Origin of the sequence: Streptomyces sp. NPDC001513 (assembly GCF_042894695.1) — a bacterium.
Lineage (GTDB): Bacteria > Actinomycetota > Actinomycetes > Streptomycetales > Streptomycetaceae > Streptomyces.
This window is the reverse complement of the sequence record NZ_JBIAVU010000002.1, coordinates 114,819-138,426: the sequence shown is the minus strand read 5'-3', so window position 1 is coordinate 138,426 and position 23,608 is coordinate 114,819. Positions and strand designations below refer to the sequence as shown.

Below are 23,608 nucleotides of genomic sequence, written 5' to 3'. Positions count from 1 at the left end.
GCGGGCCGTCGACGCCGCAGGCCATGACCGGCGACGCCTTTCGCGCGCTGTACGAGGAGCTGCGCGAGCGCAGCCCCCGCGCCCCCGACGACCGGCGCGGCGCGCTCGGCCACCTGACGCCCGAGCGCGTCGTGGCCGCCGCCGCCGAGGTCCGCTCCGGACGTACGGTGTCGCTCGCCGCGCCCATCGAGACCCTGCCCGGCCCGGACAATCCCGAACCGGCACGCCACCGGATGATCGCGCCCGCCGACGGTGAGACCGGTGCGAGCGGCGGCGACGCGCTGCACTTCGCGCGCGACCGGTTCGCGATGAACGTGCACGGGGACGCGGACAGCCATCTCGACGCCCTGTGCCACGTGCTGTTCGACGGGGAGCTCTACAACGGCGTGCCCGCGAGCAGCGTGACGTCCCGGGGCGCCGGCGCGCTCTCCGTCGAGGTCGTCCGGGACGGCATCGTCGGCCGTGGCGTGCTCCTGGACGTTCCGCGGCTGCGGGGCCTGCCGTGGCTGGAGCCCGGGGACCACGTGAGCGCCGCCGACCTGACCGCGGCGGAGGAGGCCCAGGGGGTCCGGGTCGGGCCGGGCGACCTGCTGTTCGTACGGGTGGGTCATCGACCGCGACGCCAGGAGCGCGGGGCGTGGAACGCCGCCGAGGCCCGGGCCGGCCTTCATCCCACGGCCGTACGGTTCCTGGCCGAGCGGCAGGTCGCCGCGCTGGGCTCGGACGGGAACAACGACACCGCCCCCAGCGCGGTGGCCGGGGTCGGCTTTCCCGTGCACGTGCTGACGGTGCACGCCATGGGACTGCACCTCATGGACTACCTGCAGTTCGAGGAGCTGACCACGGCCTGCGCGGGTGCGGACCGGTGGTCCTTCCTGTGCGTGGTGGCGCCGCTCAGACTTCCGTCGGCCACCGGCTCGCCCGTGAACCCGATCGCCGTGCTGTGACGGCCGGGTGCGGGCGTCCCGTCCGGGAGTTCCGTCCGGTCGCCGGACCCGGGAAGGAGGGATACGTTCGAAGAGGTGGGGTGGCTGCCGCGTCCCGGCAGCGCGCAGAGAGAGGGCCGCTGACAGGGCGGGCCCGCGAGCGCAAGGACGGTGGTCGCCGTGGGCGATTCCCCGCACTACGACGTCGTCATCATCGGTTCGGGCGCTGGCGGCGGTACGCTCGCCCACCGGCTCGCCCCCTCCGGGAAGCGGGTGCTCATCCTCGAACGCGGTGACTACCTCCCCCGCGAGCGGGACAACTGGGACTCCACCGCCGTGTTCGTGAAGGGCAAGTACCGGGCCCCGGAGTTCTGGCTGGACAAGAACGGCGACGAGTTCCCGCCCGAGGTCAACTACTACGTCGGGGGAAACACCAAGTTCTACGGCGCCGCCCTGTTCCGGCTGCGGCCCGAGGACTTCGGGGAACTCCGCCACCACGACGGGCTGTCGCCGGCCTGGCCGATCCGGTACGAGGAGCTCGAGCCCTACTACACCCAGGCCGAGCACCTCTACCTGGTCCACGGACGCCACGGTGAGGACCCGTGGGAAGGGTCCTACAGCGCCCAGTACGCCCATCCGCCGGTGGAACACGAGCCGCGGATCCAGCAGTTGAGCGACGACCTGGAGAAACGGGGTCTGCACCCCTTCCACCTGCCCATCGGCGTCAACCTGACCCAGGACGAGCACGGGCGGGCCACCAGCTCCAGCGTCTGCATCCGCTGCGACCGCGTGGACGGCTTCCCCTGCCTGGTGCGCGGCAAGTCGGACGCCCAGGTGATCTGCGTGGAACCGGCCCTGCGGCACCCGAACGTCGACATGGTCACCAACGCGCGGGTGGTCCGACTGGAGACCGACCCGACCGGACGCAGCGTCAGCAGCGTCGTGACCCGGAACGAGGAGGGGGTGGAGGCCTCGTACACCGCGGACATCGTGGTCGTCGCCTGCGGGGCGGTCAACTCCGCGGCGCTCCTGCTGGCCTCGGCCAACGACCGCCACCCGCGCGGGCTGGCGAACAGCTCCGACGTGGTCGGCCGGCACTACATGCGCCACAACAACCTCGCGCTGATGGCCATTTCGAAGGAACCCAACGACACCAAGTTCCAGAAGACCCTGGCCCTGCACGACTGGTACCTCGGCGCCGACGACTGGGACTACCCGCTCGGCGGCATCCAGATGCTCGGCAAGTCGGACGCCGACCAGATCCACGGCGAGGCGCCCCGCTGGGCGGGCGCCGTGGCCCCCGACATGCCCTTCGAGGTCATGGCCCATCACGCGGTCGACTTCTGGCTGTGCAGCGAGGACCTTCCCCTCCCCGACAGCCGGGTCACCCTCGAAGGAGACGGCACCATCCGTCTCGTGCTCGACGAGAAGAACAACATCGAGGGGCTGGGGCGCCTGCGGCACAAGCTCCAGGGCATGCTCAGCCATCTGGGGATGCACGACCACCGGCTCCTGACGCGCAGCATCTACCTCCACAAGGGGATGCCGATCGGCGCCACGGCGCACCAGGCCGGCACCGTACGGTTCGGCGCCGACCCGGCCACCTCCGCCCTGGACGTGAACTGCAAGGCGCACGACCTCGACAACCTGTACGTGGTCGACACGAGCTTCTTCCCGAGCATCGGCGCGGTCAATCCGTCCCTCACGGCCATCGCGAACGCCCTGCGGGTGGGCGACCACCTCGTGGAACGGCTGGGCTGACCCCGAGGTTCCTCCGACCGGGGGGTGATGCTCGGCCGCGTGGCCCAAGGGCACGCCGCCCGGGCCGCCGATCGGCTACGAGGGTGCTTCCGTGGCGTTCGGACCCCGCCGGACCGCGGTCGGGCGGACCGGACCGGGCATTCGAGGAGGCAGTCGATCGTGAGTCCCACCGAGGGCGTACCGCGGGGAATGATCCCCGCTCACCTGCTCAAGGGTCAGAAAGCGCTGGTCACTGGCGCCAACAGCGGGATCGGCAAGGCCACGGCCATCGGCCTGGGCCGGGCCGGCGCCGACGTCGTCGTGAACTACGTGGCCGGCGCCGACGAGGCCGAGAAGGTGGTCGAGGAGATCACCTCGTTCGGCGTGCGCGCCGCCGCGTACGAGGCGGACGTGTCGCAGGAGGACCAGGTCGTCGCCATGATGGACCGGATGGTCCGGGAGTTCGGCACGATCGACATCCTGGTCGCCAACGCCGGACTGCAGCGCGACGCCCCGTTCGAGGAGATGACGCTCGCCCAGTGGCAGAAGGTGCTGGACGTCAACCTCACGGGCCAGTTCCTCTGCGCCCGGGAGGCGACGAAGGAGTTCCTGCGGCGCGGCGTCGTCCCGGAGGTGTCCCGCGCGGCCGGAAAGATCATCTGCATGAGCTCCGTCCACCAGATCATCCCCTGGGCGGGGCACGCCAACTACGCGTCCTCCAAGGGCGGCGTGTACATGCTGATGGCGACCCTGGCCCAGGAACTCGCGCCCAAGAAGATCCGCGTGAACGCGATCGCACCCGGAGCCATCAAGACCCCGATCAACAAGGACGCGTGGGAGACGGCGGCAGCCCGGGAGGACCTGCTCCGGCTGATCCCGTACGAGCGCATCGGCGATCCCGAGGACATCGCGTACGCGGCCGTGGCCCTCGCCTCCGACCTCATGGACTACGTCGTGGGCACCACGCTCTACGTGGACGGCGGGATGACCCTCTTCCCCGGTTTCGCCACCGGCGGCTGACCCTCCCTCCGACCGCCGTCCCGAGCGCCGAAGGATCGCATGCACACCACGCTCCACCTGCTGGCGGCGGACGCCCCCGCCCAACTGCTCCCGGCCCGGGAGCTCATGGCGTTCACCCTCGCCTCCCACATCATCCTCGTGCCGATGGGTGTGGCGCTGCCGCTCATCACCCTGATCATGCACTACATCGGCCTGCGCAAGAACGACGCGACGGCCCTGCTGCTGGCCCGGCGCTGGTCGGCGGTGATGGCCGTGCAGTTCGCGATCGGCATCGTCACCGGGACCGTACTCTCGTTCGAGTTCGGTCTGCTCTGGCCCGGGCTGATGGGCAAGTGGGGCGATGTCTTCGGCATCGGTTTCGGCGTCGAGGCCTGGGCGTTCTTCCTCGAAGCCGTCCTCATCGCCATCTACCTGTACGGCTGGCGCAGGCTGAAGCCGCGCACCCACTTCCTGCTCGGGCTGCCGCTGCCCGTCACGGCGCTGCTGGGAGCCTTCGGCATCCTGGCGGCCAACGCGTGGATGAACACGCCCCAGGGGTTCACGCTCGACTCCCAGGGCAAGCCGGTCGACGTGAACGTATGGAAGGCCATCTTCACCCCCATGTTCGGGCCGCAGTACTGGCACTTCGTGGTGGCGATGCTGCTGACCGCGGGCTACGTCGTGGCAGGCGTCTACGCCGTCGGCTGGCTGCGCGGCCGCCGTGACCGCTACCACCGCCTCGGCTTCACGGTCCCCTTCACCCTCGCCGCGGTGGCCACGCCGGTCCAGTTCATCCTGGGTGACTCGATCACCCGGCAGGTGTTCCAGAAGCAGCCCGTGAAGTTCGCCGCCCTGGAGATCGTCTGGGACACCGACAGCCACGTTCCGGAGTACCTCTACGGCCGGCTCCACCCGGACGGATCGATCTCCGGCGGCATCAAGTTCCCCCAGATGGACTCCATCCTGGCCGGGTTCAGCCCGGACACCGTGGTGACGGGGCTCTCCTCCGTACCGGCCGACGACCGGCCGAACGCCACGCAGGCCACGATCGCCCACTGGGCCTTCGACACCATGGTCGTGCTCGGCAGCCTGCTCCTGCTCCTCGCCCTCTGGTACGGCCTGATCTGGTGGCGCTGCCGCCGGCTGCCCGCCTCCAAGTGGTTCTACCGCGGCGCCGCCTGCTCCGGCGTCGCCGCCGTCGTCACCGTCGAATGCGGCTGGATCGCCACCGAGGTGGGCCGCCAGCCCTGGATCGTCTACCAGAACATGCGCGTCGCGGAAGCCGTGACCTCCACCCGCTCCACCACCCTCTGGATCATGTTCGGCCTGGTGATCGTGGTGTACGTGTTCATCTTCGGGGCGTTCCTCACCGTGCTGCTGAAGATGCGCGACGGCTGGCGACTGGCCGACGCGCAGACGGACGGCGGGCCGGTGGACTCACCAGAGGCGGTCATCCCCTACGGTCCCCGCCCGGCCGTCCCGGCCGGCGACGCCCCGCCCCCGGGAGACGGCGACTCCACTCCGACCGGGGGAGGTGGCGCGTGATGGCCGAGTTCGTCGCCTTCGTCATGCTGCTGGCCGTGGCCGCGTACGCCTGCGGTGGCGGGACCGACTACGGGGCGGGCTTCTGGGACCTGACGGCCGGCGGAGCCGAGCGCGGCAAGCGCCCCAGATGGCTGATCGACCACGCCATGGCACCCGTCTGGGAGGTCAACAACGTCTGGCTGATCTTCGTCCTCATCCTCATGTGGACCGGGTTCCCCGTGCTGTTCCAGACGGTGTTCACCGCCATGTGGCTGCCCCTCGCGCTGGCCGCCCTCGGCATGGTCCTGCGCGGCGCCGGCTTCGCCCTGCGCAAACCCAGCCGCCGGCTGTCCCGGCGACGCCTCTACGGCGCCATGTTCGCCATCGCCTCCGTGCTGACCCCCTTCTGCCTCGGGGCGGCCGTCGGCGCCATCGCCTCCGGCCGGATCGCGCCCGGTACCGAGGCCTCGGCGGACGCGTGGGCCACCCCCGCGTCCCTCCTGTTCGGGCTGCTCACCGTCGCAGGGACCGCCCTCCTCGGCGCCGTGTTCCTGACCGCCGACGCCCAGCGCTTCGACGCGCCCGACCTGGTCGGCTACTTCCGGCTCCGCGCCCTCGGCAGCCTCGCCGCGGTCGCCCTGACGGCCGTGGGCGTCCTCCTCGTCACCCGCGTCGACGCCCCCCACGTCTGGCACGGGCTCACCCACGGCGCCGGGCTCGCCCTCGCGATCGTGTCCGCGGTGTTCTTCGTCGCCACGGCACTGCTCGTACTGCGGGGACGGACGCACTGGGCCCGCTTCGCCGCCGTCGGCATCGTCGGCGCGGCCGTCTTCGCCTGGGGGCTCGCCCAGCGCCCCTACCTCATCCCCACGTCCCTGTCGGTGGCGGACGCCGCGGGCGACTCCCAGACGCTGATCTGGATGTCGGTGGTCAGCCTCGTCGCCCTGCTGCTCGTCGCCCCGGCCGTCTTCTTCCTCTACTGGCTGGACACGCATGGCGAGCTGGAGCCCCTCACCGACTCCGACCTGCGACGGACCGGCCCCACGAGGGGGGACGCGGTCGACGGCGACTGAGCCCACCGGCGCGCCCGCGGGGCGAGGAAGGAAACCGCTGTGAGCGAGGACGACATCCTCCTCGGCATCGCCCTGGTCGTGGCCCTGGCCGCCGCCTGCCAGATCCTCGCCGGAAAGCTCCGCGTCCCCGCGCTGATCCTGCTGCTGCCGGTCGGCTTCGCCGCGGGCGCCCTGACCGACGTCGTCCACCCGGAGCAGCTGATCGGGGAGGACTTCTCCGCCCTGGTGTCCCTGTCCGTGGCGGTGATCCTCTACGACGCCGGTCTCGGCCTCGACCTGCGCAACCTCACCGGCCGGACCCGGGCGATCGTGGGCAGGCTGCTCCTCTTCGGCGTGTCCCTCACCTTCCTGGCCGTCTGCGCCGTCGGCCCGGCCCTGTTCGACATGCCGCTCAGCGTGGCCGCGATGGTCGGCATGATCCTCGTCGTGTCGGGTCCCACGGTCGTGGGGCCCCTGCTCCAGTACGTGCGGCCGACGGACAAGGTGCGGCGCCTGCTGATCTGGGAAGGGACACTGACCGACCCGATCGGCGCCATCCTCGGAGCACTCGTCTTCCACGCCATCGACACGACGCAACAGATCGACATCGGCCGTGGCTACCAGATCGGCCAGTTCCTCATCAGCATCGCCGTCGGCCTCGTCGGCGGAGCCGTCGGCATCGCACTGCTGTGGCTGACCCTGCGCGTGCTGCGGCTCGGCGAGACGCTCGGCACCCTGGCGCAACTGGCCACGGTCATCGCCGTGTCGGCGGGCTGCGACATCGTCCGCGACGACACCGGGCTCATCGCCGCGATCGTCACCGGCATGGCCGCGGCCAACATCCGGGGCTTCGACATGCCCGCGCGCCGGCCCTTCTTCGAGACGCTGGTCCAGCTGATCATCGGACTGCTGTTCATCTCCATCTCGGCCGACGTCACCCCGGGCTCCCTGACCCCCGTACTCCTTCCCACGCTCGCCCTCGTCGCGCTCCTGGTCCTCGTGGTACGGCCGCTCGTGGCCTTCGTCGCCACCCTGGGCAAGGACATGACCCCGGGGGAACGGGCGTTCGCGGGATGGATGGCTCCGCGCGGCATCGTCGCGGCCTCCACCGCGGCGGCCTTCGCCGCCAGCCTCGTCCAGCTGGGACTGCGCGGCGCCTCCAAGATTCTTCCCATCACCTTCCTCGTGATCGTCTCGACGGTCGTCCTGTACGCCCTGACCGCGGGCCCCGTGGCCCGGCGGCTCGGCGTCGCCCGGCCGCACCTCACACGGCCGCTGCTCGTGGGCGGAGCCCCGTGGGCGATCGCGCTGGGCACGGCCCTGCGGTCGGCGGGGCTCGACGTACAGATGTGGGCGGGAAGGGGCGAGGAACGCGAACGGATCAAGGACGCCGGAATCAAACTGGCCAGGGGCGACCTGCTGGCCACGGCCACCAACCCGCGGGCGCGGCTGGAAGGGGTCAACGCCGTCCTCCTGCTCACCGATGACGACGACTTCAACGCGCTCGCCTCGGTCGTGGTCGAGGACAACGTCGAGGGCCCCGTCTACCGGGTGGGACCGCCCCACGAGAGCCACGGTGTCGTCGCGCCCTACACGGGCGGCGCCATCCTCTTCGGCGGCTCACTCGTCCGGCACGTCCTGGCGGCACGGTACGAACAGGGCGCCCGGTTCCTGGTGCGGCCGGCCTCCGATCCGGTCCCGCCGGGACACGACACGCTGTTCGTGGTCAGCGCCGACGGCAGGCTCGACCCGGTCGACGAGACGCAGGCCGTGACCCCGCACGAGGGCGGCATCCTCGTTCTGCTCGGCCCCGCGCCCGAGGCCTAACCGCCGCCCTGCCCCATGCGGTTCAGGGTCTCGTCCAGCGTGATGGCCGCGTCGATGAGCGCCAGGTGGGTGAACGCCTGCGGAAAGTTGCCGAGCTGGCGGCCCGTCAGGGCGATCTCCTCCGAGAACAGGCCCAGGTGGTTGGCGTACGTCATCATCTTCTCCAGCACGAGCCTGGCCTGATCGGCCCGCCCGGCGCGGGCCAGGGCGTCGACGTACATGAAGGTGCACAGGGAGAAGGTTCCCTCGCTGCCGCGCAGGCCGTCGGGCGATGCCTCCGGGTTGTAGCGGTAGACCAGGCTGTCGGTGACCAGCTCGCGGTCCATCGCCTCCAAAGTGGACTTCCACATCGGGTCGTCGGGCGTGATGAACCCGACGGTCGGCATCCGCAGCAGCGAGGAGTCGAGCACGTCGCTGCCGTAGTGCTGGACGAAGGCCCGGCGGTCGGGGTCCCAGCCCTTCGCCAGGATCTGCTCGTAGATGTTGTCGCGCTCGGCGGCCCAGCGGGCGCTTTCGGCCGGCCGGCCGTGGGCGACCGCCAGCCGCAGCGCACGGTCGAACGCCACCCAGGACATCACCCGGCCGTAGGTGAAGTGCTTGCGCCCGCCGCGGGTCTCCCACAGCCCCTCGCCGGCCTGGTCCCAGTGGTCCACGAGCCAGTCCAGCAGGGTGCGCAGCGAGGTCCAGCCGTGGATGTCCAGGTGGATGCCGTGCTGGTGGGCGAAGGAGATGCTGTCGAGCGCCTCGCCGTAGATGTCCAGCTGCAACTGGGTCGCCGCGCCGTTGCCGATGCGTACCGGAGCGGACCGCTGGTACCCCTCCCAGTGGTCCAGGGTCTCCTCGTAGAGATCGGAGGAACCGTCCACCCGGTACATGATGTTCAGCGGCCCCGTGTCGGTGTCGCCGCCGGCCTTCTCCTTCACCCGGTCGCTCAGCCAGGCGATGAACGCCCGTGCCTCCTCCGTGAACCCCAGTCCCAGCAGGGCGTACACGGAGAAGGAGGCGTCGCGGATCCAGGTGAACCGGTAGTCCCAGTTGCGTTCGCCGCCCAACTGCTCCGGCAGGCCCGCCGTGGGGGCCGCCACCAGGGCCCCGCTGGGTGCGTACGTCATCAGCTTCAGGGTGATGGCGGAGCGCTCCACCGTCTCGCGCCAGCGGCCCGCGTACCGGGACTGGTGGAGCCACGACCGCCAGAACTGCCGGGTGTCGGCGAAGAGTTCCTGGAACTCGGCGCCACCGATCTCGCGCGGCGGTCCCGCCGCGGCCGACTCCATGACGATTCCCCGCTGTTGGCCGGCCTCCAGCGGAAGCGTGACGCGCAGGTCGTGATCGCCGGTGAGGGTGTGCACCACCCGTTCGTCCTCGGGCTCGCGCACCACGCTGAGCGTGAGCTCCAGGTCGTCCGAGGCGAACACCGCCCCGTTGTCGGTGAGGCGCAGGGTGTGGGACTTGCGTCCGTAGTCGAACCGTGGGGCGATGTCGATCCGGAAGGTCATGCTGCCGCGGACGCACCGGAGCATACGGACCAGGCGGTGGCGGTCCGTGGCCGTCGTTCCGGTCACCGGCATGAAGTCGACCACCTCGCCGGCACCGGTCTCGGTCATGAACCGCGTCACGAGAATCGCGGTGTCCGGCAGGTACAGCTGCTTCGTGGTGTACGTCTCGTCCGTCGGTCTGACCGTGAAATGGCCGCCCTTCTCCCAGTCGAGAAGAGCCCCGAACACACTGGGCGAATCGAAGCGCGGGCAGCAGAACCAGTCGATGGTTCCTTCGGTGGTCACCAGCGCCGCGGTCTGCAGATCACCGATCAGGCCGTGGTTTTCGATCAGCGGGTAGTCAGCCATGGGAGGACCCTTCCGACGCCACTCCCTCAGCTTAGGCGCGGCGTTCCCGGTGGGCCCGCCGAGCGGATCACCCCTCCCTGCACCCGCCGGGAAACGGCTCTAGCATGAAAAACACGAGCCGGATGTCTCAGGTGGGAGCGGACGATGATGTCCTGGGCGGCACGCTTCCGGTTGCTGCAACACATCAAGGCAAGCCTGTGGATCATCCCTCTGATCGGACTCCTGCTGGGGGTCCTGCTCGCCGAGTGGGCCGCCGGCGTGGACGACGCGGCCTGGTGGCCGGACAGCTGGCGGTACTCCGCGACGACGGCGAGCAGTGTGCTCAGCTCCGTCGTCGGAGCCATGGTCGCGCTGCTCGGGTTCGTCGTGACGATCGGCGTGCTCGTCGTCCAGCAGGCCACCGGAACGCTGTCCCCGCGTTACATGCGCCTGTGGTACCGCGACCGCCTCCAGAAGGCGGTACTGGCCACGTTCGCCGGGACGTTCGCGTACGCCTTCTCCCTGTTGCGCAGAATCGAGTCGGACAGCGTCCCCGACCTGGGCGTGGCCCTGTCCGGTCTGGCCGTCTCCGTCAGCCTGGTGCTCCTGCTGATCTACCTCAACCGGTTCACCCACAACCTCAGGCCCGTGGCCATCGCCGACCTGGTGGGTCGCCTGGGGCAGAAGGTGCTCATCCGCGCGACGGAACGCATCCACCACTCCTCGGCACACGAGGAGGCCTCCCCGTCGTCCGCCGGCCCGGTGGCCCTCATCCGGTCCGAACGGGGCGGGGTCATCCAGGCGTTCGACGCGGCGGGGCTGATCGCCACCGCCGTCCGCCACGACTGCGTTCTCGTACTGGTCCACCAGGTCGGCGACTTCGTACCGCCCGGCACCACCCTCGTCGAGGCCCACGGCCGCGCGCCGGCGCCGGACCCGCGGCGGGTGACCGGGCTCGTCGCCCTCGGAACCGAGCGCACCATCGAGCAGGATCCCGCCTTCGCCCTGCGCGTCCTCGTCGACATCGCCATCCGCGCCCTCTCGCCCGCCGTGAACGACCCCACGACCGCCGTACAGGTGCTCAACCACATCGACACGTTCCTGCACGTGGTCGGCCGGGCCGGGGTCCACGGGCGCTACGTGCTCGCCGACGGCGAGGGCCGGCCCCGGCTGGTGGTGGAGGGCCGCGGCTGGGAGAACTACCTGGAGCTCGGCGTCACCGAGATCCGTGAATACGGGGCCACGTCCCTCCAGGTGTGCCGACGGCTGCGCGCACTGCTGGACGACCTCCTCGCAACCCTGCCGTCCGAGCGGCTGCCGGCGGTGCGCGCGGAACTCGCCCTCCTCGACGCATCCGTCCACCGGGCGTTCACCGACCCCGCCCGCCGCGCCGCCGCGCGCACGCCCGACCGGCAGGGCCTCGGTGGCGGGGCGCGTGCGGGGGAGGACCCCTCCCGACGGTGGCCGTGACCGCCGTCGGCCCGTGTGCGGGTGGCCGGACCGCCTGCTAGCGTCGGAATGCGTGAGTTCCGCCCGTATTGCCGCGGCCTCGCCCCGCGGGGTAGCCGTTGATCGGCGGAGGAGCGGTGGCGTATGGCAGAGCACAGCTTCCGAATCGGGGCAGCAGCGGCCGGGGTCGCTCTGGGCCTCCTGGTGGCGCCGGCCCCGAGCGCGGCGGACGCCGTACCACCCCACACCGGTACCGGCGCCAACAGCCCCGGCCCCGGCAGGGTCGCCGCGGCACGCTTCGTACCGGGTCCCTGCCCCAGGACGCCCGAGCCGATCGAAGCGCTGGCCACCGCCCGTTGCGGCTTCCTGGAGGTCCCCGAGAACCGTGCCCGCCCCGGCGGCCGGACCATCCGGCTGGCGGTCGCGGTCATCCCCGCCGCCTCGGCGAAGCCCGCACCGGACCCCGTGGTGTTCATGTCGGGCGGACCCGGTGGCGAGACCTTCGACGACATCCCGTTCCTCGTCTCCTCCGGCCTGAACCGGGACCGCGACCTGATCGTCATGGCCCAGCGCGGCAACCTCTACGACAAGCCCGACCTCGCCTGCCCGGAGCTGGACCGCTTCTACGCCGCGTCCGTCGGACTCCCCTCCTACGCACCGCGGACGGAGGAGCTCATGCTCGACGCGGTGAAGCAGTGCCGGGCCCGCCTGACGGCCGACGGAACCGACCTGAGTGCCTACAACAGCACCGAGAACGCGGCCGACTTCGCCGACCTGCGCACGGCGCTCGGCATCAAGCAGTGGAACGTGTACGGCCATTCCTACGGCAGCAACCTGGCCCTGACCTACCTGCGCCTGCACCCGCAGGGGATCCGGGCGGTGGCGTTCGACTCCATCGCCCCCGCGCAGGACGTCTCCCTGCCCTTCGCCTGGGCCGGCGCCCGGGAGGGCCTCGAGAACCTCTACAAGGCCTGCGCGGCGGAACCGGCCTGCAAGAGCCGTTACCCCGACCTGGAACGCACCCTGAACGAGCAGGTGCGCAAGCTGGACGCGCACCCGCTGACGCTGACCGTCCGGCCGCCGCAGGGCGGCGACCCGGTGAAGGTCGTCCTCGACGGCGGCGCGCTGGTGAACCTGCTGGTCGCCAAGGCGATCCCGTTCGCGGAGGTCCCGGCGGCGATCGACGAACTCGGCCGCGGACGTCCGGAGCGCTTCGCCCGGGCCCGCGCCGCCGGCTCGGTGCCGGTCGTCGGCCAGACCGCCCACGGTCTGACGAACTCGGTGGTGTGCAGCGAGTGGGTGCCGGACCATTCGGCGTCCGACGTGCTGAACGCGGGCCGCCGGGCCTTCCCCGCATGGCCGGACGCGGTCCTGGCCCAGGCGCCCCAACTGGCCTTCCAGGACAAGGTGTGCCGTGTCTGGAACGTCCCGGACCGCACCGCCGCGATGCGGGTGGCGCCCGTCAGCTCGGTGCCGACCCTCTTCATCAACGGGACGGGTGACATGAAGACCGGGGCGACCTGGGCGCAGAAGACGGCCCGTACGCTGCCCCGTTCGACCACCGTGCAGGTCCCCGGCATTGGGCACTGGGTGGTCCCGCAGTCGCCCTGCGCGCAGAAGGTGCTGGCGTCCTTCCTCGCCCGTCCGACCGCGCCCGACACCGGGTGCGTGGCGGGCCTCGACTGGGCACCGTTCACGATCACCCCGAAGTGACAGGTGGTGTCCATGCATCGGATGGTGTCGCTGTGCACTGCCGGGGGCGCCGTGCTCGCGGTGGTACTGGCCGGTGTCGCACAGCCGCAGGCATACGCGACCGGCGACGACCGCGAGAAGCGCAGTGCGGACGTTCTCCGGGCGTTGGTGCCTTCACCCGACGGCCCGGGGTGCGCGGCAGCCGTCGGCGTACGGGGACGCGTCGTCTGGGAGGCGGGGAGAGGGAAAGCCGATCTGACGACCGGGCGCCCCGTCACCGCGAAGACGGTCTTCGACATGGCATCCAACTCCAAGCAGTTCACCGCGGACGCCGTCCTTCTGCTGGCCGGGCGGCACCGACTCGCGCTGAACGACCCCCTGTCCGCATTCCTCGACGACCCGCCCGCCTGGACGCGGGACGTCACGCTGGGCGACCTGATGCGTCACACCAGCGGCATCCCCGACTACCAGGACCTGCTGGAGGCCAAGGGCATCAAGCTGACGGATCCGGCCGGCCAGAAGGAAGCGATCGCGGCCATCCTCGCCCCGCAGCCGGAAGATCCGCCGGGCAAGCGCTTCTCCTACTCCAACTCCAACTACGTCCTCCTGGCGCATGTCGTCGAGAGGGTCACCGGCACGCCGTTCCCGGCCTTCCTCCAGCAGGAGTTCTTCACCCCCCTGCACCTGCGGATGACGCTGTCCCCGGCCGTGGACGTCCCCGGCAAGGCGAAGTCGTACGACGAGAAGGACGGCTCCTTCGCCCCCAATTCCTCCCCCTGGAAACAGTACGGAGACGGCTCCGTCCAGACCACCCCCGGAGAATTCGTCCGCTGGGCCGACAATTACCGCACGGGGCGCATCGGTGGAACGGAACTGCTCACCGGAGTCACGGAAGGAGCGGTGAGCGTGGGCGACGTCCTGCGCGGGCGCGGCATCGAGGAGGGGCGGTACGGGGCCGGAATCCTCCTTCTCCCCGACAAGAGCCTGGTGCACCGCGGCGACTGGGAGGGGTTCCACAGCACCTTCAAGGTGAGCCCGGACCGCAACACCGCCGCCACCGTCGCGTGCAACGTGGATTCACCCGACAACTTCCGTGCGGCCAATCAACTGCTGGACACATGGGCCGGATGAAGGGCGGTGTTGTAGGCTCCGATGACCGCCCTTGACCTGCGGAAAGCAGGCAGGGAGCTGACATTCCGGGAGTTTCCACATGCTTCGCACCATGTTCAAGTCCGACACCTGACATCTGGGCATTTCCACAGGTCAGAGCCGTTCTGTCGGGGTCCAGGTCAGCAGATGGTCAGCATCGGTCCCGATCATGTCCCGCCGTGCTGACCTCGGTGACGGCAGTGGGTGAATGTCGGTGGCCTCCCCCCCCCTGCACCGGAGACTTGGCCCTTGCCCTGCTGGTCACAGCAGGGTCTTGGTGTACGGGTGGTAGGGCACCTGGCTTGAGACCTTGGTCCGCCGGCCCTCCGGCAGCGTCCGCGTCTCGTGGCTTCCCGATGAACCGACGAGCCCGCAGGCTCCGTGCGTGTCTGTGCGTCGTCGTGTGTTCTCCCACGTTCCGCACTCGGCGGTGGCCTATTACGCCGCGTCGATTCCTCGGACGGGCGGAGAAGGCATCGTATGCGTCGCCAGCGGAACGCAGGATGGATCGAGGTGGCATTCGCGGTTCCGGACCATGGCTGTGGGGCTGCCGGCACTCGAAGATGCTTTCCTGGGCCGTATGTGTGTGGCGCGGTCGCGGCGCATCGTCAATCGTCGTTTCCTCTGCCGGATGGTGGTGGATGCCTGCGCTCGTAGGCATCCACCGGGGCCGTGCGTTATGCGTCGTGGGGGCGGCGGGCTTCGGCGATGACGTAGCCGATCTTGTCGGTGACGAGGGACAGGCACAGCGGCAGCAGCAGTTCCATCTGGGCCGCGAATTCGGTGCCGTAGACGGCGGCCAGTTGTTCCTTGTCCCGCTCGAAGCGGGCGGCGATTCCCCGCGTGGTCGCTCTCGTGTGGGCGGTGACGTCGTGGACCTGGACGACTTCGAGGTCGGCTCGGGTGATGATGTCGGCGTAACTGTCGGGGTGGATGAGGGAGGAGAAGGCGAAGCCCTGGGCGAGGAGCTCCCATTCCTGGCCGGTGAGCGGTTCCAGCATGACGAAGTCGGTGAGGACCATCCTCCCGCCGGGCTTGAGGGTGCGCCGGATTTCCCGCAGGACGTGGAGACGGTCGGGGACGTGGAAGAGCATCTCGATGGCCCAGGCGGCGTCGAAGGTCCCTGCCTCGTAGGGCAGTTTCATCGCGTCGGCCTGGACGAACTCGACTCGTGTGGAGAGCCCGGCGCTGTTCGATGCCGCGGTGGCGCCCGCCACCTGCGAGGAGCTGACACTCACGCCCAGGATCCTCGCGCCGGTGCGCTGGGCGAGGCGTATCGCGGGATGCCCGGTGCCGCATCCCACGTCCAGGACGTACTCGTCGCTCGGCGGGTTCAGGAGGTCGATGAGGCGGTCGGTCAGGCGTACCTGCGCCATCTCCATGGGGGAGTCGTCGTCCTGGTCCCACAGCCCGAAGTGGAGGTGCTCGCCGAACACGGAGGCGAAGAACGCGCTCATCTGGTCGTAGAACGCTCCGACCGATTCGCCCGACGGATACGGCGTGACCCTCTGGTCTTCTTCCACGGTGACTTCCCTGTGCTCTCGGTAGCCGGCGGTTACGGCAGCCGGCTGGTGGACGGTGTCTGACGGGCGGGTTCGCTCACTGCTGCGCGGGTGTGCTGCCGACGGGCTGGAGATGGAAGATGCGCAAGTTCCGGCCGGAGCGGTCGCGGTAGGCCTGGTAGCCGGGGGAGATGGTGAGGATCTTGTTCCAGATCACTTCGTGCTCCGGGCCGTCGACGAGGCGGGCGGTGACGGGAATCTGCGCTCCTGCCAGGGTGACGGTGGCGGTCGGTGTCTTGAGGAGGTTGGTGGTCCAGGCGGGGTGGTGGGCCTGGCCGAAGTTGGAGCCGACGACCGCGTAGCCGTCGGCGTGGTCGACGTAGAAGAGCGGGGTGGGGCGGGGGCGGCCGGTGCGGGCTCCGGTGGTGGTCAGGAGCAGGGAGGCTACGTTGAGGCCGCGGCCGACGCTGAACCGGCCGGTCGTGCGGGTCTGCAGGGCGGTGTCGAGGGGGACGAGTGCGGCCCGTGCCAGAGCACCGGCCCAGCGTGCCGAGCCGACACGGTGAACGGTCCGCTCGATCGGTCCCGCCGTCCTTGGCATCCCCACGCCCGCGTCTCTTTCGGGTCCTGCCACTGCATCGTGGGGCCGGCGGGAAGCCGACCGCCGGGCGGGGTGGCCGAAGTCGCGTCGGGCCGGGCCGCCGAGGGAGGCGAGTGTGCGGAGGATGCCCGGGGTCATGGCGTAGGCGCGGTACATCGCCGGGAGGTAGCCGGGGACGTCGACGATTTCCCGCTGGTGGAGGAGGCCGTTGATGACGGCGGCGGCGACCTGTTCGGGGGTGGAGACGGGCAGGAAGTCGGCGATGCGGGGCATGAGGTGGGAGGGGACGTGGCGGCCGAAGAACTCGGTGCCGCCCACGGTTCCGGGCCGCACCAGCATGACGTGGACGGGCGAGGCGATGAGTTCGCCGGCCAGGACCTGGGTGTAGGCGTTGATCGCCGCTTTCGACGCCGCGTACGCTGCCGCGGGGCCTTTGACGAAGACGACGCCCGCCGCGGAGCCCATGTTCACGATGGCCCCGCCGCCGGCCGACCGCATCAGCGGCAGCACGGCGTTGACCCCGACGACGGTGGCATCGTAGGCGGTCCGCATGGTCAGCTGCGTGTCCTCCACGCTCATGTCCGCCACGTCGGCCCATTTGACGTAGGCCGCGTTGTTGACCAGGACGTCCAGGCGCCCGCCTGCTTTGTGTACCTCGGTGATGTACTGCTCGTACGCGGCGCGGTCACTGACATCGACCTGCTGGAGGGTGATCTGCCCGCGTAGCCCGGTGGCGTCCAGGCCCGCTGCCGCCGAGGCGAGGTGCTCGGCGGAGATGTCGGCTACATGTACGTGGGCGCCCTGCTGGACCAGGGCGTGGGTGATGGCCAGGCCGATCCCTTGCGCGCCGCCTGTGACCAGGCACACCTTGCCCTTCAACCCGGCCGGTGTACGGGGGCGGGGAGCGTTCTTCTTCACAACTGCCGTCCATCTCTTCTCGAAGCTCTGCCGAAGCAGGACTCGGGACTTGGCGGGCGCTGATGGGTCTGGCTGCGGATGCGTGGCGCGGTGGGGCGCCGGGTGCCGGGCCGGGAAAGAGGTCACATCCGGCCGATGGGCCGGCCTCGCGCCCGGTGTCTCACCTGCCCTCCCCGGTCGGTATCCGGCCTGGTGCGGTGGACGAGGTGTCCCAGGGCGAGGAGGGCGAACACGTCGGCGAGGACGGGGACGGTGAATGGGAAGGGGCGTGGTCCGATGGAGTCCGGGACGCTACGGATGGACCCGTTCTGGCGCTGCTGGGCGAGCAGGTAGGCCGCGCCGGTGCCGACAGCCGCAGGGGCCTGGGGGCCGGTCACTGTGGTGAGCGTGATGAGGGCGTAGGCGGTGCTGAGAGCGTCGCTGGGTGCCCCGTCCTGCCGGCCCCAGCCGCCGTCGCTGTTCTGGCTGTCCAGCACCAGGGCCTGGCACGGGCGGGCGAGGGCGTGCCCGACGGCGCTCGGGTGACGGGTGGCGGCGAGCGCCGCCCGGAAGACGGTGTGGTAGCGGCTGCTGCTCCAGTCCGGCGGAAACGATCCGTCCGCTCGCTGCGCGGCGCCGAGATAGTCGAGGGCGGCCTCGACTGTGGCATGCTCGGCTGGTCCTTGGGTGGTGAGGGCGTTGGCCGCGGCCGCGGCCATTCCCGCTTCCGACGGGGCCCCGGCCGAGTAGGTGGGGAATCCGCCGTCATGGCCTCGCACCGCGCGCAGGGCTCCGATCGCGCGGCGGATCGGAGCACGGTGCGCCCTCGCGTCCACGACGTGGAGGACCTCGATGGCGGCCGAGGTGCAGTCCACGTCGGACTGCTCGGCGCCTTCGGTGTAGGACCATCCGCCGCCGCTCTGCTGCAAGGCGACCAGGCGCCGGGCGATGGCATCCAGGACCGGTGCGCCCGCTCCGGCGGCGTGCAGGGCGAGGCCGGCGGTGGCGGTGACCCAGGTGTCCTCGTCGCAGATGAACGGCATCCCGCCGTCCGGGCGCTGATGCGCCAGTGCGGTCCGTATCCCCTGGGCCACCAGATGCTCGTGGCCGGGTATGAGGGACAGGGCGTGCAACACGGACAGGTGGATGAGGAGGTTGCCCTCCCACACCGTTCCGGGGTGCTGCGTGGAACGCAGCAGAGCCACCTCGCCCTCGTTGATGTCGCCGAGCGCCCCGTGGGCATCGGCGAGGACGACTTTCACCGCGGTGACCTGGACGCGTGCCCACGGGTGCAGACCGCGCGGGGAGAACGCTTCAGGATGGGGAGGCCCGGCTGTGGCAGGTGCGACGCCGAGCAGGTGGAGCACCGCGTCGAGCAGGGCTCGTTTGCGGGCACCGGTGAAGTCCGGCGCCTGGGAAAGGAAAACCTCGAGGCTTGGTGGATCCGCCACTTGGTGGCCGCCCAGAGCGGCCCGGGCCAGTAATCGGTCAAGCCGCTCGGGGGAGTCCCGGTACCGGGCCAGGTAGTCGGCCACCCGGCGACGGGCGGTAGGATCCGCCCGGGTGAGGTCAAGGAGGGCCAGTAACAGAGCCGACTCCAGAACACGGCTGTGGCAGGGTTCCCGTACCGCCCCGTCAGGGCCGACGCGGGCGAGGAGATGCGTGCGCAGCCGTTGTGTGGCCGACCACAGGCCGACAGGTAACGCGCCGTGGGGCCAGCGGGGCAGACCCCCGGTGATCGCCGGAATTCTCATCTGGGTCCTTTCCGGGAGGGCGCCGACGCGGGCGGCCTGAAGCCGACCCGAGAGCCGTCAGTCACACCTGCCGGATCTGAAGGAGCTGATAAGCCAGGCGGAGTGTCAGTCATGTTCGGATCTTGGCAGAACACGGCCAAACGAGGAATGGCGCGAAGCGGACGCCGACCGGCGCCTCTACGGGAGGCGGAGAACAGCGGCCTTTGGTTCATGGCCTGCTGTGCGCTGTCCCCGGTTGATGGTGATCTGCCAAGATCCGCCTATGACGGACCCCACATCAGGCTTATCGGACCCGGTCGCGGCCCAGTTGCTGCGCTGGGCCTGGCAGGAGGGTGTGATCAGCGACGACGAAGGGGAGCGGCGGCTGGTACGGATGAGACTCCCGGTGCTGGCCGGCGGCGCGCTGCCCCACGCCGGTGCGGCGGACGTGGTGTTGACCGCGCAGTGGGCGGCGTTCATCTGCTGGGTGGACGACGAAATCGACCGCCGAGACCTGGGATCACAACCGGTAGAGCTGGAGAAGTTCACCGCGCCCCTACGCGAGGTACTTACCACCGGACGTGAGTCCGCAACGCCAGGCCGGCACGCGAAGGTCCTGGCCCAGCTGCTGCAGCACACCGATCCAGAGAGATCAGGCCGGTGGCGGGAGCGGTTCGCCGCCCACTACTCGGATTTCCTGGACGCCACCGAGGAAGAGGTGGCACTGCGCCGCGCTGGTACCCGACTGTCAATGACGCGCTACGTCCGGTTGCGGCGGCGCACCATCACCGTGTTCCCGTTGCTGGCCGTGCTGGAACGCATCGGCCACATCGAGCCGGTCGAGGAACCGGCACTCGAAGCCGAACTGTCGGAGCTCCGATCGGCGGCGGCAGACATCGCGGGCTGGGCGAACGACCTCGCCAGCCAGGAGGACGACCGGGCCACCGGCCAGGACAACCTGCTCACGGTCCTCGCCCGCCGACACCACTGCTCGGCCGCTGCCGCCCGTACCCGCGCGACCGACATGATCCAACAGCGCCACACCGGCCTCACCGCCGCTGCCGCATCTCTACGCGTCACCCCCGGGCTGCCGCAGGGCCAGCTCGATGCACTGGGCCGCCACGTGGATCTGGTGGAGAGGCTCACAGCGGCGAACCTGCACTGGCTGGCGGTCACCGGACGCTTCACCGCCGACCCGATCAACAGCCAGTCCGTGCCACTTCACCCGTCGACACCCTGGTCTTGACCCACCGGCATGTCGGAAGTCAGATCAGGCCCGACGAAACCCGGCGACACGACCCCGAGATGACCCCCCAACGCCAGGAGGCACTCCGTGACGACGTCCCCGACTGACCCCGGACGGCCCGCCCCACTCGTCCCCGGCCGGCTTCCACTCCTGGGGCATGCCCACCACCTCGCCCACAGGCCGCTGCCCTTCCTGCGCTCCCTTCCCCAGTACGGGGAACTGGTCCGCATCCGCATCGGGCCGCAGGACGTCTACGTCGCCACCAGCGCTGCCCTGACCCGCCAGATCCTTGTCCCCGACGCCCGCAAATTCGACAAGGGCGAAATGTTCGACGAACTGCGCCAGCAGATGGGAAACGGCCTGGTCACCTCATCCGGGGACTTCCACCGTCGGCAACGGCGCCTGGCCCAGCCCGCCTTCCGCCCGGAGCGCGTTTCCTCCTTCGGCCACGTGATGAGCCACCGTGCCGCCGCCTGGGCCGCCTCCTGGCAGCCGGACACCCCTATCGACCTGGCGCGCCAGATCGACGCCGTCACCCTTGCCACGCTCCTCGACATCATCTTCAACCAGACCAGCGACGACCTGCGGGCCACCGTCAAGACCTGGACCGCCGTGAGAAGCGGCGCCATGCGGCGCGCCCTGTCCCCGGCCGCGGCCTGGCGCACCCGCCTGGCCGGCCCCCGCGAGCCAGGCAGCGATCCACAAGCCCAGAAGGCTGTAGCCGCCCTGCGCAACGCGATCGGGCAGGAGATCAACCGGCGGCGCACCACAGACAAGGATCCGGGCGGGCTGCTGTCCACCCTGGTCCACGCCCGTGACCACCAAAGCGGGGCCGGCATGTCGGACGAGGTGGTGTGCGACGAGATCCTGAACCTGTTCGTCGCCGGCACCGGCACCATGAGCGCCGCCCTCGCCTGGACCTTTCACGAAATCGCCAACCACCCAGACGTCGAACAGCAGCTGCTGGCCGAGTTGGACGCCGTGACCGGCCGAACCCAGGTCCAGGCCGAGCACATCCCTCACCTGCCCTACACCCGGCAGGTTCTCAGCGAGGTCCTGCGCCGCCACCCCACCTGGCTCCTCATGCGACGCACCATCCAACCGGTGCCCCTCGACCAGACCCTGCTGCCGACCGGCGCCCGCGTCTACCTCAGCCCCCACATCCTCCACCACGACCCCGTCCTGTTCCCCGAGCCCGACTCCTTCGCCCCCGACCGCTGGCGCCCCGGCCGCATCACCCCTGAGCACAAAGACGCGTTCATCCCGTTCAGCGCCGGCCACCGCCGCTGCGCCGGCGACGGCTACGCCTGGACACAGCTGACCCTCATGCTCACCAACGTCCTGGCCCAATGGCGCCTCCGCCCGGCCGACGACCGCCTGGTGCACTCCCGCGTCGGCACCGTGGAACGCCCCGACCGGCTGCTGATGGTGCCCACCCGCCGCTGAACAAGGAGATCGCAGGACCGTGCAGCGTCTTGTGCCCCGTGCTCCGCTACACGCTCCTGCCCGCCCGCACGTCGACGCCGGGGGCGTGTCCGGATGCGGCGCATGCACGGCAGCTGCGGCGTGCTGTCCGTGGCCCGCGCGTACGGCGCGGGCCCGGAACTCCTGATCGGGATCGGATGGTTAGGGGGTGGGGAAGGTGCCGATGGGGTTGGTGATCTCGCCGTGGCCTTCGAAGGTGAAGAGGGGAGCGCCGGCTGCCGCCGGGCTGGCACCGAAGGTGTCGGTGAAGGCTGCCGCGGCGGGTTCGGTGATGTTCACCGGGATGGGTGTGGTGTTCACCGTACGGAGACCGATCCGGACGGTGCTGAGGGAGAGCTCGAAGCGGTAGAGGTCGATGTTCGAGGCGGGGGCGCCGTCCTTGGCGACGTCGGCGCTGGCGTAGCGAGCACCGGGGTGGAGGTGCACATGGGTCACGTCGAGCCGGTGCCCGGCATCGGAGAAGCGCAGACCTCCCTCGAGCGGGATCTCGCCGCCCGTCAGGTCCGGCTGCAGCGTGCCGGCGCCGGGGAGGGTGACGCAGTTGCCGGTGGCCGTCGCGGGCGCGATGGCTTCAAGCTTCACCTTCCGTGCCTCAAGGGCGCGGGCCGCGTCCGGTACGAGGCAGAGGGTGCCGTGGCCGCGGAGGGAGAGCCCAGGGCCTACGGCCCCGGCTGCGACGGCGGTGACACCCACGGTTGCCGCGGCAGCGAGTGAGAGGAGGACGAGGCGCTTCTTGCTGTTAAAGATCTTCATATCGCCGGTAACGACTGATCGTCAGATACGAAATGCAGGGCCGTTCGTGATCACCCGTATGCCCCAACTGTGTCTGCAGTGTCCGGTGCTCGAGCGGCCGGGCAGACGGAGACCGCGCTTGTATCGGCAGGGTCCTGCGGCTGCCTGCACTGTCGACCCGGGCCGGTCAGGATGCCCACGGTGTGCAGCGTCGGACGTTGTGCCGGAGGGCTTCCAGCACGGTGCTGCGGGTGAGTTGAGTGGGCAGCAGGCGGTCGAGGTGGGAGGGCAGGCAGGGCTGCTCGGGCGGTTGGAATCCGAGCTGGGCCAGGCGACCCATGCCGTGGCTGCGGGTTCGCGAGGTGGCGTGATCGGCCAGTAGCGACCCGGTGACGGGCCGGCCGGTCTCCTTGAGGAAGTCGCTGCAGGCGCGCTCGAGGTCGGCGGCCGTGAGGCGGGCGGGGCCGGCCGTGGCCCAGTGGAGCCCGGGGGCTGTGGTGTCGCCGCAGAGCTGGGCTTCGGTCAAGGCAGTGACGTACTCGACCAGGGTTTCCATCGGGATGATGTCGCACCAGTGGTCGGGGAGGACGGGCAGTGCGCCGGTGCGGCCTTGCAGCAGGGCGTCGAACAGGGCGTGGGGGAACTGATGTCTGGGCAGGGTGGGGGCGTTGCGTGCGGCGAACAGGAGGCCGGTGCGCACGATGGCGACCGGCCGGCTGCTGTGGGCGACCAGTTCTTCCGCCTGCCGCTTCGAGCGGCCGTAGGCGCGCATACAGTGGGCGGGGAGATCGTCTCCGGGCAGGTCCAGGGCGGCGGATACGGAGGACAGCAGGACCACGGGTACGTGTGCGGCCTCGGCGAGTTCCAGGATTCGGCGGGTGCCCTGGACGTTGACCTTCTCGAAGGCAGTCAGGTCGCCAGGGGCGAAGTCGGTGAGCGCCGCACAGTGGACGATGGCGTCGATGCCGGCCGCGAGCTCCCGGTGCAGGCGATCGCTCAGGCCCAGACACTCGGCGGTGAGATCGGCCTGCACGCAGGTGGTGGCGCTCTCGGGCCGGCGGCGGTGGACGAGTGCGATGACCTCGTAGCGTGCGGCGAGGGCCGGCAAAAGACTTGCGCCGATCACTCCGGTTGCGCCGGTGAGCAGGACGGTGGGGCGGGAAGGCGGCACGGTGACCTCACGGTGGGCTGAAGGTGCAAGCGGGTCTGGCGGGTGCGGACCCCGTCGCGT

General features: G+C 70.5%; 17 protein-coding genes. 11 read left to right on the top strand and 6 right to left on the bottom strand.

Translation table 11 applies throughout. The features are described 5' to 3' along the window. The first annotated feature begins 23 nt into the window (after positions 1-23). The 6 genes from ACFYZ4_RS04345 (at position 24) to ACFYZ4_RS04320 (ending at position 8,068) form a co-directional block, all read left to right on the top strand. Entirely contained in the window at positions 24-947 is a 924-nt protein-coding gene (locus ACFYZ4_RS04345) for a cyclase family protein (RefSeq protein WP_390783002.1), read from the top strand. Positions 948-1,106: 159 nt separating this feature from the next. Next, positions 1,107-2,687, top strand: a complete 1,581-nt coding sequence (locus tag ACFYZ4_RS04340; RefSeq protein WP_390783001.1) for a GMC oxidoreductase — start codon at positions 1,107-1,109, stop codon at positions 2,685-2,687. A 189-nt stretch (positions 2,688-2,876) separates the two neighbouring features. Beyond that, positions 2,877-3,686, top strand: a complete 810-nt coding sequence (locus ACFYZ4_RS04335) for an SDR family oxidoreductase (RefSeq protein WP_351293867.1) — start codon at positions 2,877-2,879, stop codon at positions 3,684-3,686. 39 nt (positions 3,687-3,725) lie between these two features. After that, positions 3,726-5,210, top strand: coding sequence for a cytochrome ubiquinol oxidase subunit I (locus ACFYZ4_RS04330; RefSeq protein ID WP_390783000.1), 1,485 nt, complete (start codon positions 3,726-3,728; stop codon positions 5,208-5,210). After that, entirely contained in the window at positions 5,210-6,262 is a 1,053-nt protein-coding gene (locus tag ACFYZ4_RS04325; RefSeq protein WP_390782999.1) for a cytochrome d ubiquinol oxidase subunit II, read from the top strand. Before ACFYZ4_RS04330 ends, ACFYZ4_RS04325 begins: the two co-directional genes overlap by 1 nt. Before the next feature lie 39 nt (positions 6,263-6,301). After that, the gene (locus tag ACFYZ4_RS04320; protein ID WP_390782998.1) at positions 6,302-8,068 is read left to right on the top strand and encodes a cation:proton antiporter; all 1,767 of its coding nucleotides are present in this window, start codon (positions 6,302-6,304) and stop codon (positions 8,066-8,068) included. On the opposite strand, the gene ACFYZ4_RS04315 is transcribed toward ACFYZ4_RS04320, so the two are convergent. Next, entirely contained in the window at positions 8,065-9,912 is a 1,848-nt protein-coding gene (locus ACFYZ4_RS04315; RefSeq protein WP_384341392.1) for a glycoside hydrolase family 15 protein, read from the bottom strand. The two genes, ACFYZ4_RS04320 and ACFYZ4_RS04315, sit on opposite strands and share 4 nt — an antisense overlap. Positions 9,913-10,056: 144 nt before the next feature. On the opposite strand from ACFYZ4_RS04315, the gene ACFYZ4_RS04310 reads away from it, so the two are divergent. The 3 genes from ACFYZ4_RS04310 (at position 10,057) to ACFYZ4_RS04300 (ending at position 14,163) form a co-directional block, all read left to right on the top strand. Beyond that, positions 10,057-11,361 (top strand): DUF2254 domain-containing protein, encoded by a 1,305-nt coding sequence (locus ACFYZ4_RS04310; protein WP_390782997.1) that lies wholly within the window; start codon positions 10,057-10,059, stop codon positions 11,359-11,361. Positions 11,362-11,484: 123 nt separating this feature from the next. Next, positions 11,485-13,053, top strand: coding sequence for an alpha/beta fold hydrolase (locus ACFYZ4_RS04305; protein ID WP_390782996.1), 1,569 nt, complete (start codon positions 11,485-11,487; stop codon positions 13,051-13,053). 12 nt (positions 13,054-13,065) lie between these two features. Next, a complete protein-coding gene (locus ACFYZ4_RS04300) occupies positions 13,066-14,163 on the top strand; it encodes a serine hydrolase domain-containing protein (protein WP_390782995.1) in 1,098 nt (365 codons plus the stop codon). A 695-nt stretch (positions 14,164-14,858) separates the two neighbouring features. On the opposite strand, the gene ACFYZ4_RS04295 is transcribed toward ACFYZ4_RS04300, so the two are convergent. The 3 genes from ACFYZ4_RS04295 to ACFYZ4_RS04285 form a co-directional block, all read right to left on the bottom strand. After that, positions 14,859-15,704, bottom strand: a complete 846-nt coding sequence (locus ACFYZ4_RS04295) for a methyltransferase domain-containing protein (RefSeq protein WP_351293812.1) — start codon at positions 15,702-15,704, stop codon at positions 14,859-14,861. 76 nt (positions 15,705-15,780) lie between these two features. After that, positions 15,781-17,202, bottom strand: a complete 1,422-nt coding sequence (locus tag ACFYZ4_RS04290; RefSeq protein ID WP_390782994.1) for an SDR family NAD(P)-dependent oxidoreductase — start codon at positions 17,200-17,202, stop codon at positions 15,781-15,783. Between the two features lie 122 nt (positions 17,203-17,324). Then, complete coding sequence (locus ACFYZ4_RS04285; protein ID WP_390782993.1) at positions 17,325-18,716, bottom strand: prenyltransferase/squalene oxidase repeat-containing protein; 1,392 nt, start codon at positions 18,714-18,716, stop codon at positions 17,325-17,327. Positions 18,717-19,197: 481 nt separating this feature from the next. Between ACFYZ4_RS04285 and ACFYZ4_RS04280 the strand changes: the two genes are divergently transcribed. Together ACFYZ4_RS04280 and ACFYZ4_RS04275 are read left to right on the top strand one after the other, a co-directional pair. Beyond that, entirely contained in the window at positions 19,198-20,160 is a 963-nt protein-coding gene (locus ACFYZ4_RS04280; RefSeq protein WP_390782992.1) for a terpene synthase family protein, read from the top strand. 87 nt (positions 20,161-20,247) lie between these two features. Then, entirely contained in the window at positions 20,248-21,606 is a 1,359-nt protein-coding gene (locus tag ACFYZ4_RS04275; protein WP_390782991.1) for a cytochrome P450, read from the top strand. Between the two features lie 180 nt (positions 21,607-21,786). On the opposite strand, the gene ACFYZ4_RS04270 is transcribed toward ACFYZ4_RS04275, so the two are convergent. Together ACFYZ4_RS04270 and ACFYZ4_RS04265 are read right to left on the bottom strand one after the other, a co-directional pair. Beyond that, on the bottom strand, positions 21,787-22,227 hold the full coding sequence (locus ACFYZ4_RS04270; protein WP_390782990.1) for a hypothetical protein: 441 nt from the start codon (positions 22,225-22,227) through the stop codon (positions 21,787-21,789). Positions 22,228-22,564: 337 nt separating this feature from the next. Continuing rightward, positions 22,565-23,548, bottom strand: coding sequence for an SDR family oxidoreductase (locus ACFYZ4_RS04265; RefSeq protein WP_390782989.1), 984 nt, complete (start codon positions 23,546-23,548; stop codon positions 22,565-22,567). Positions 23,549-23,608: the final 60 nt, after the last annotated feature.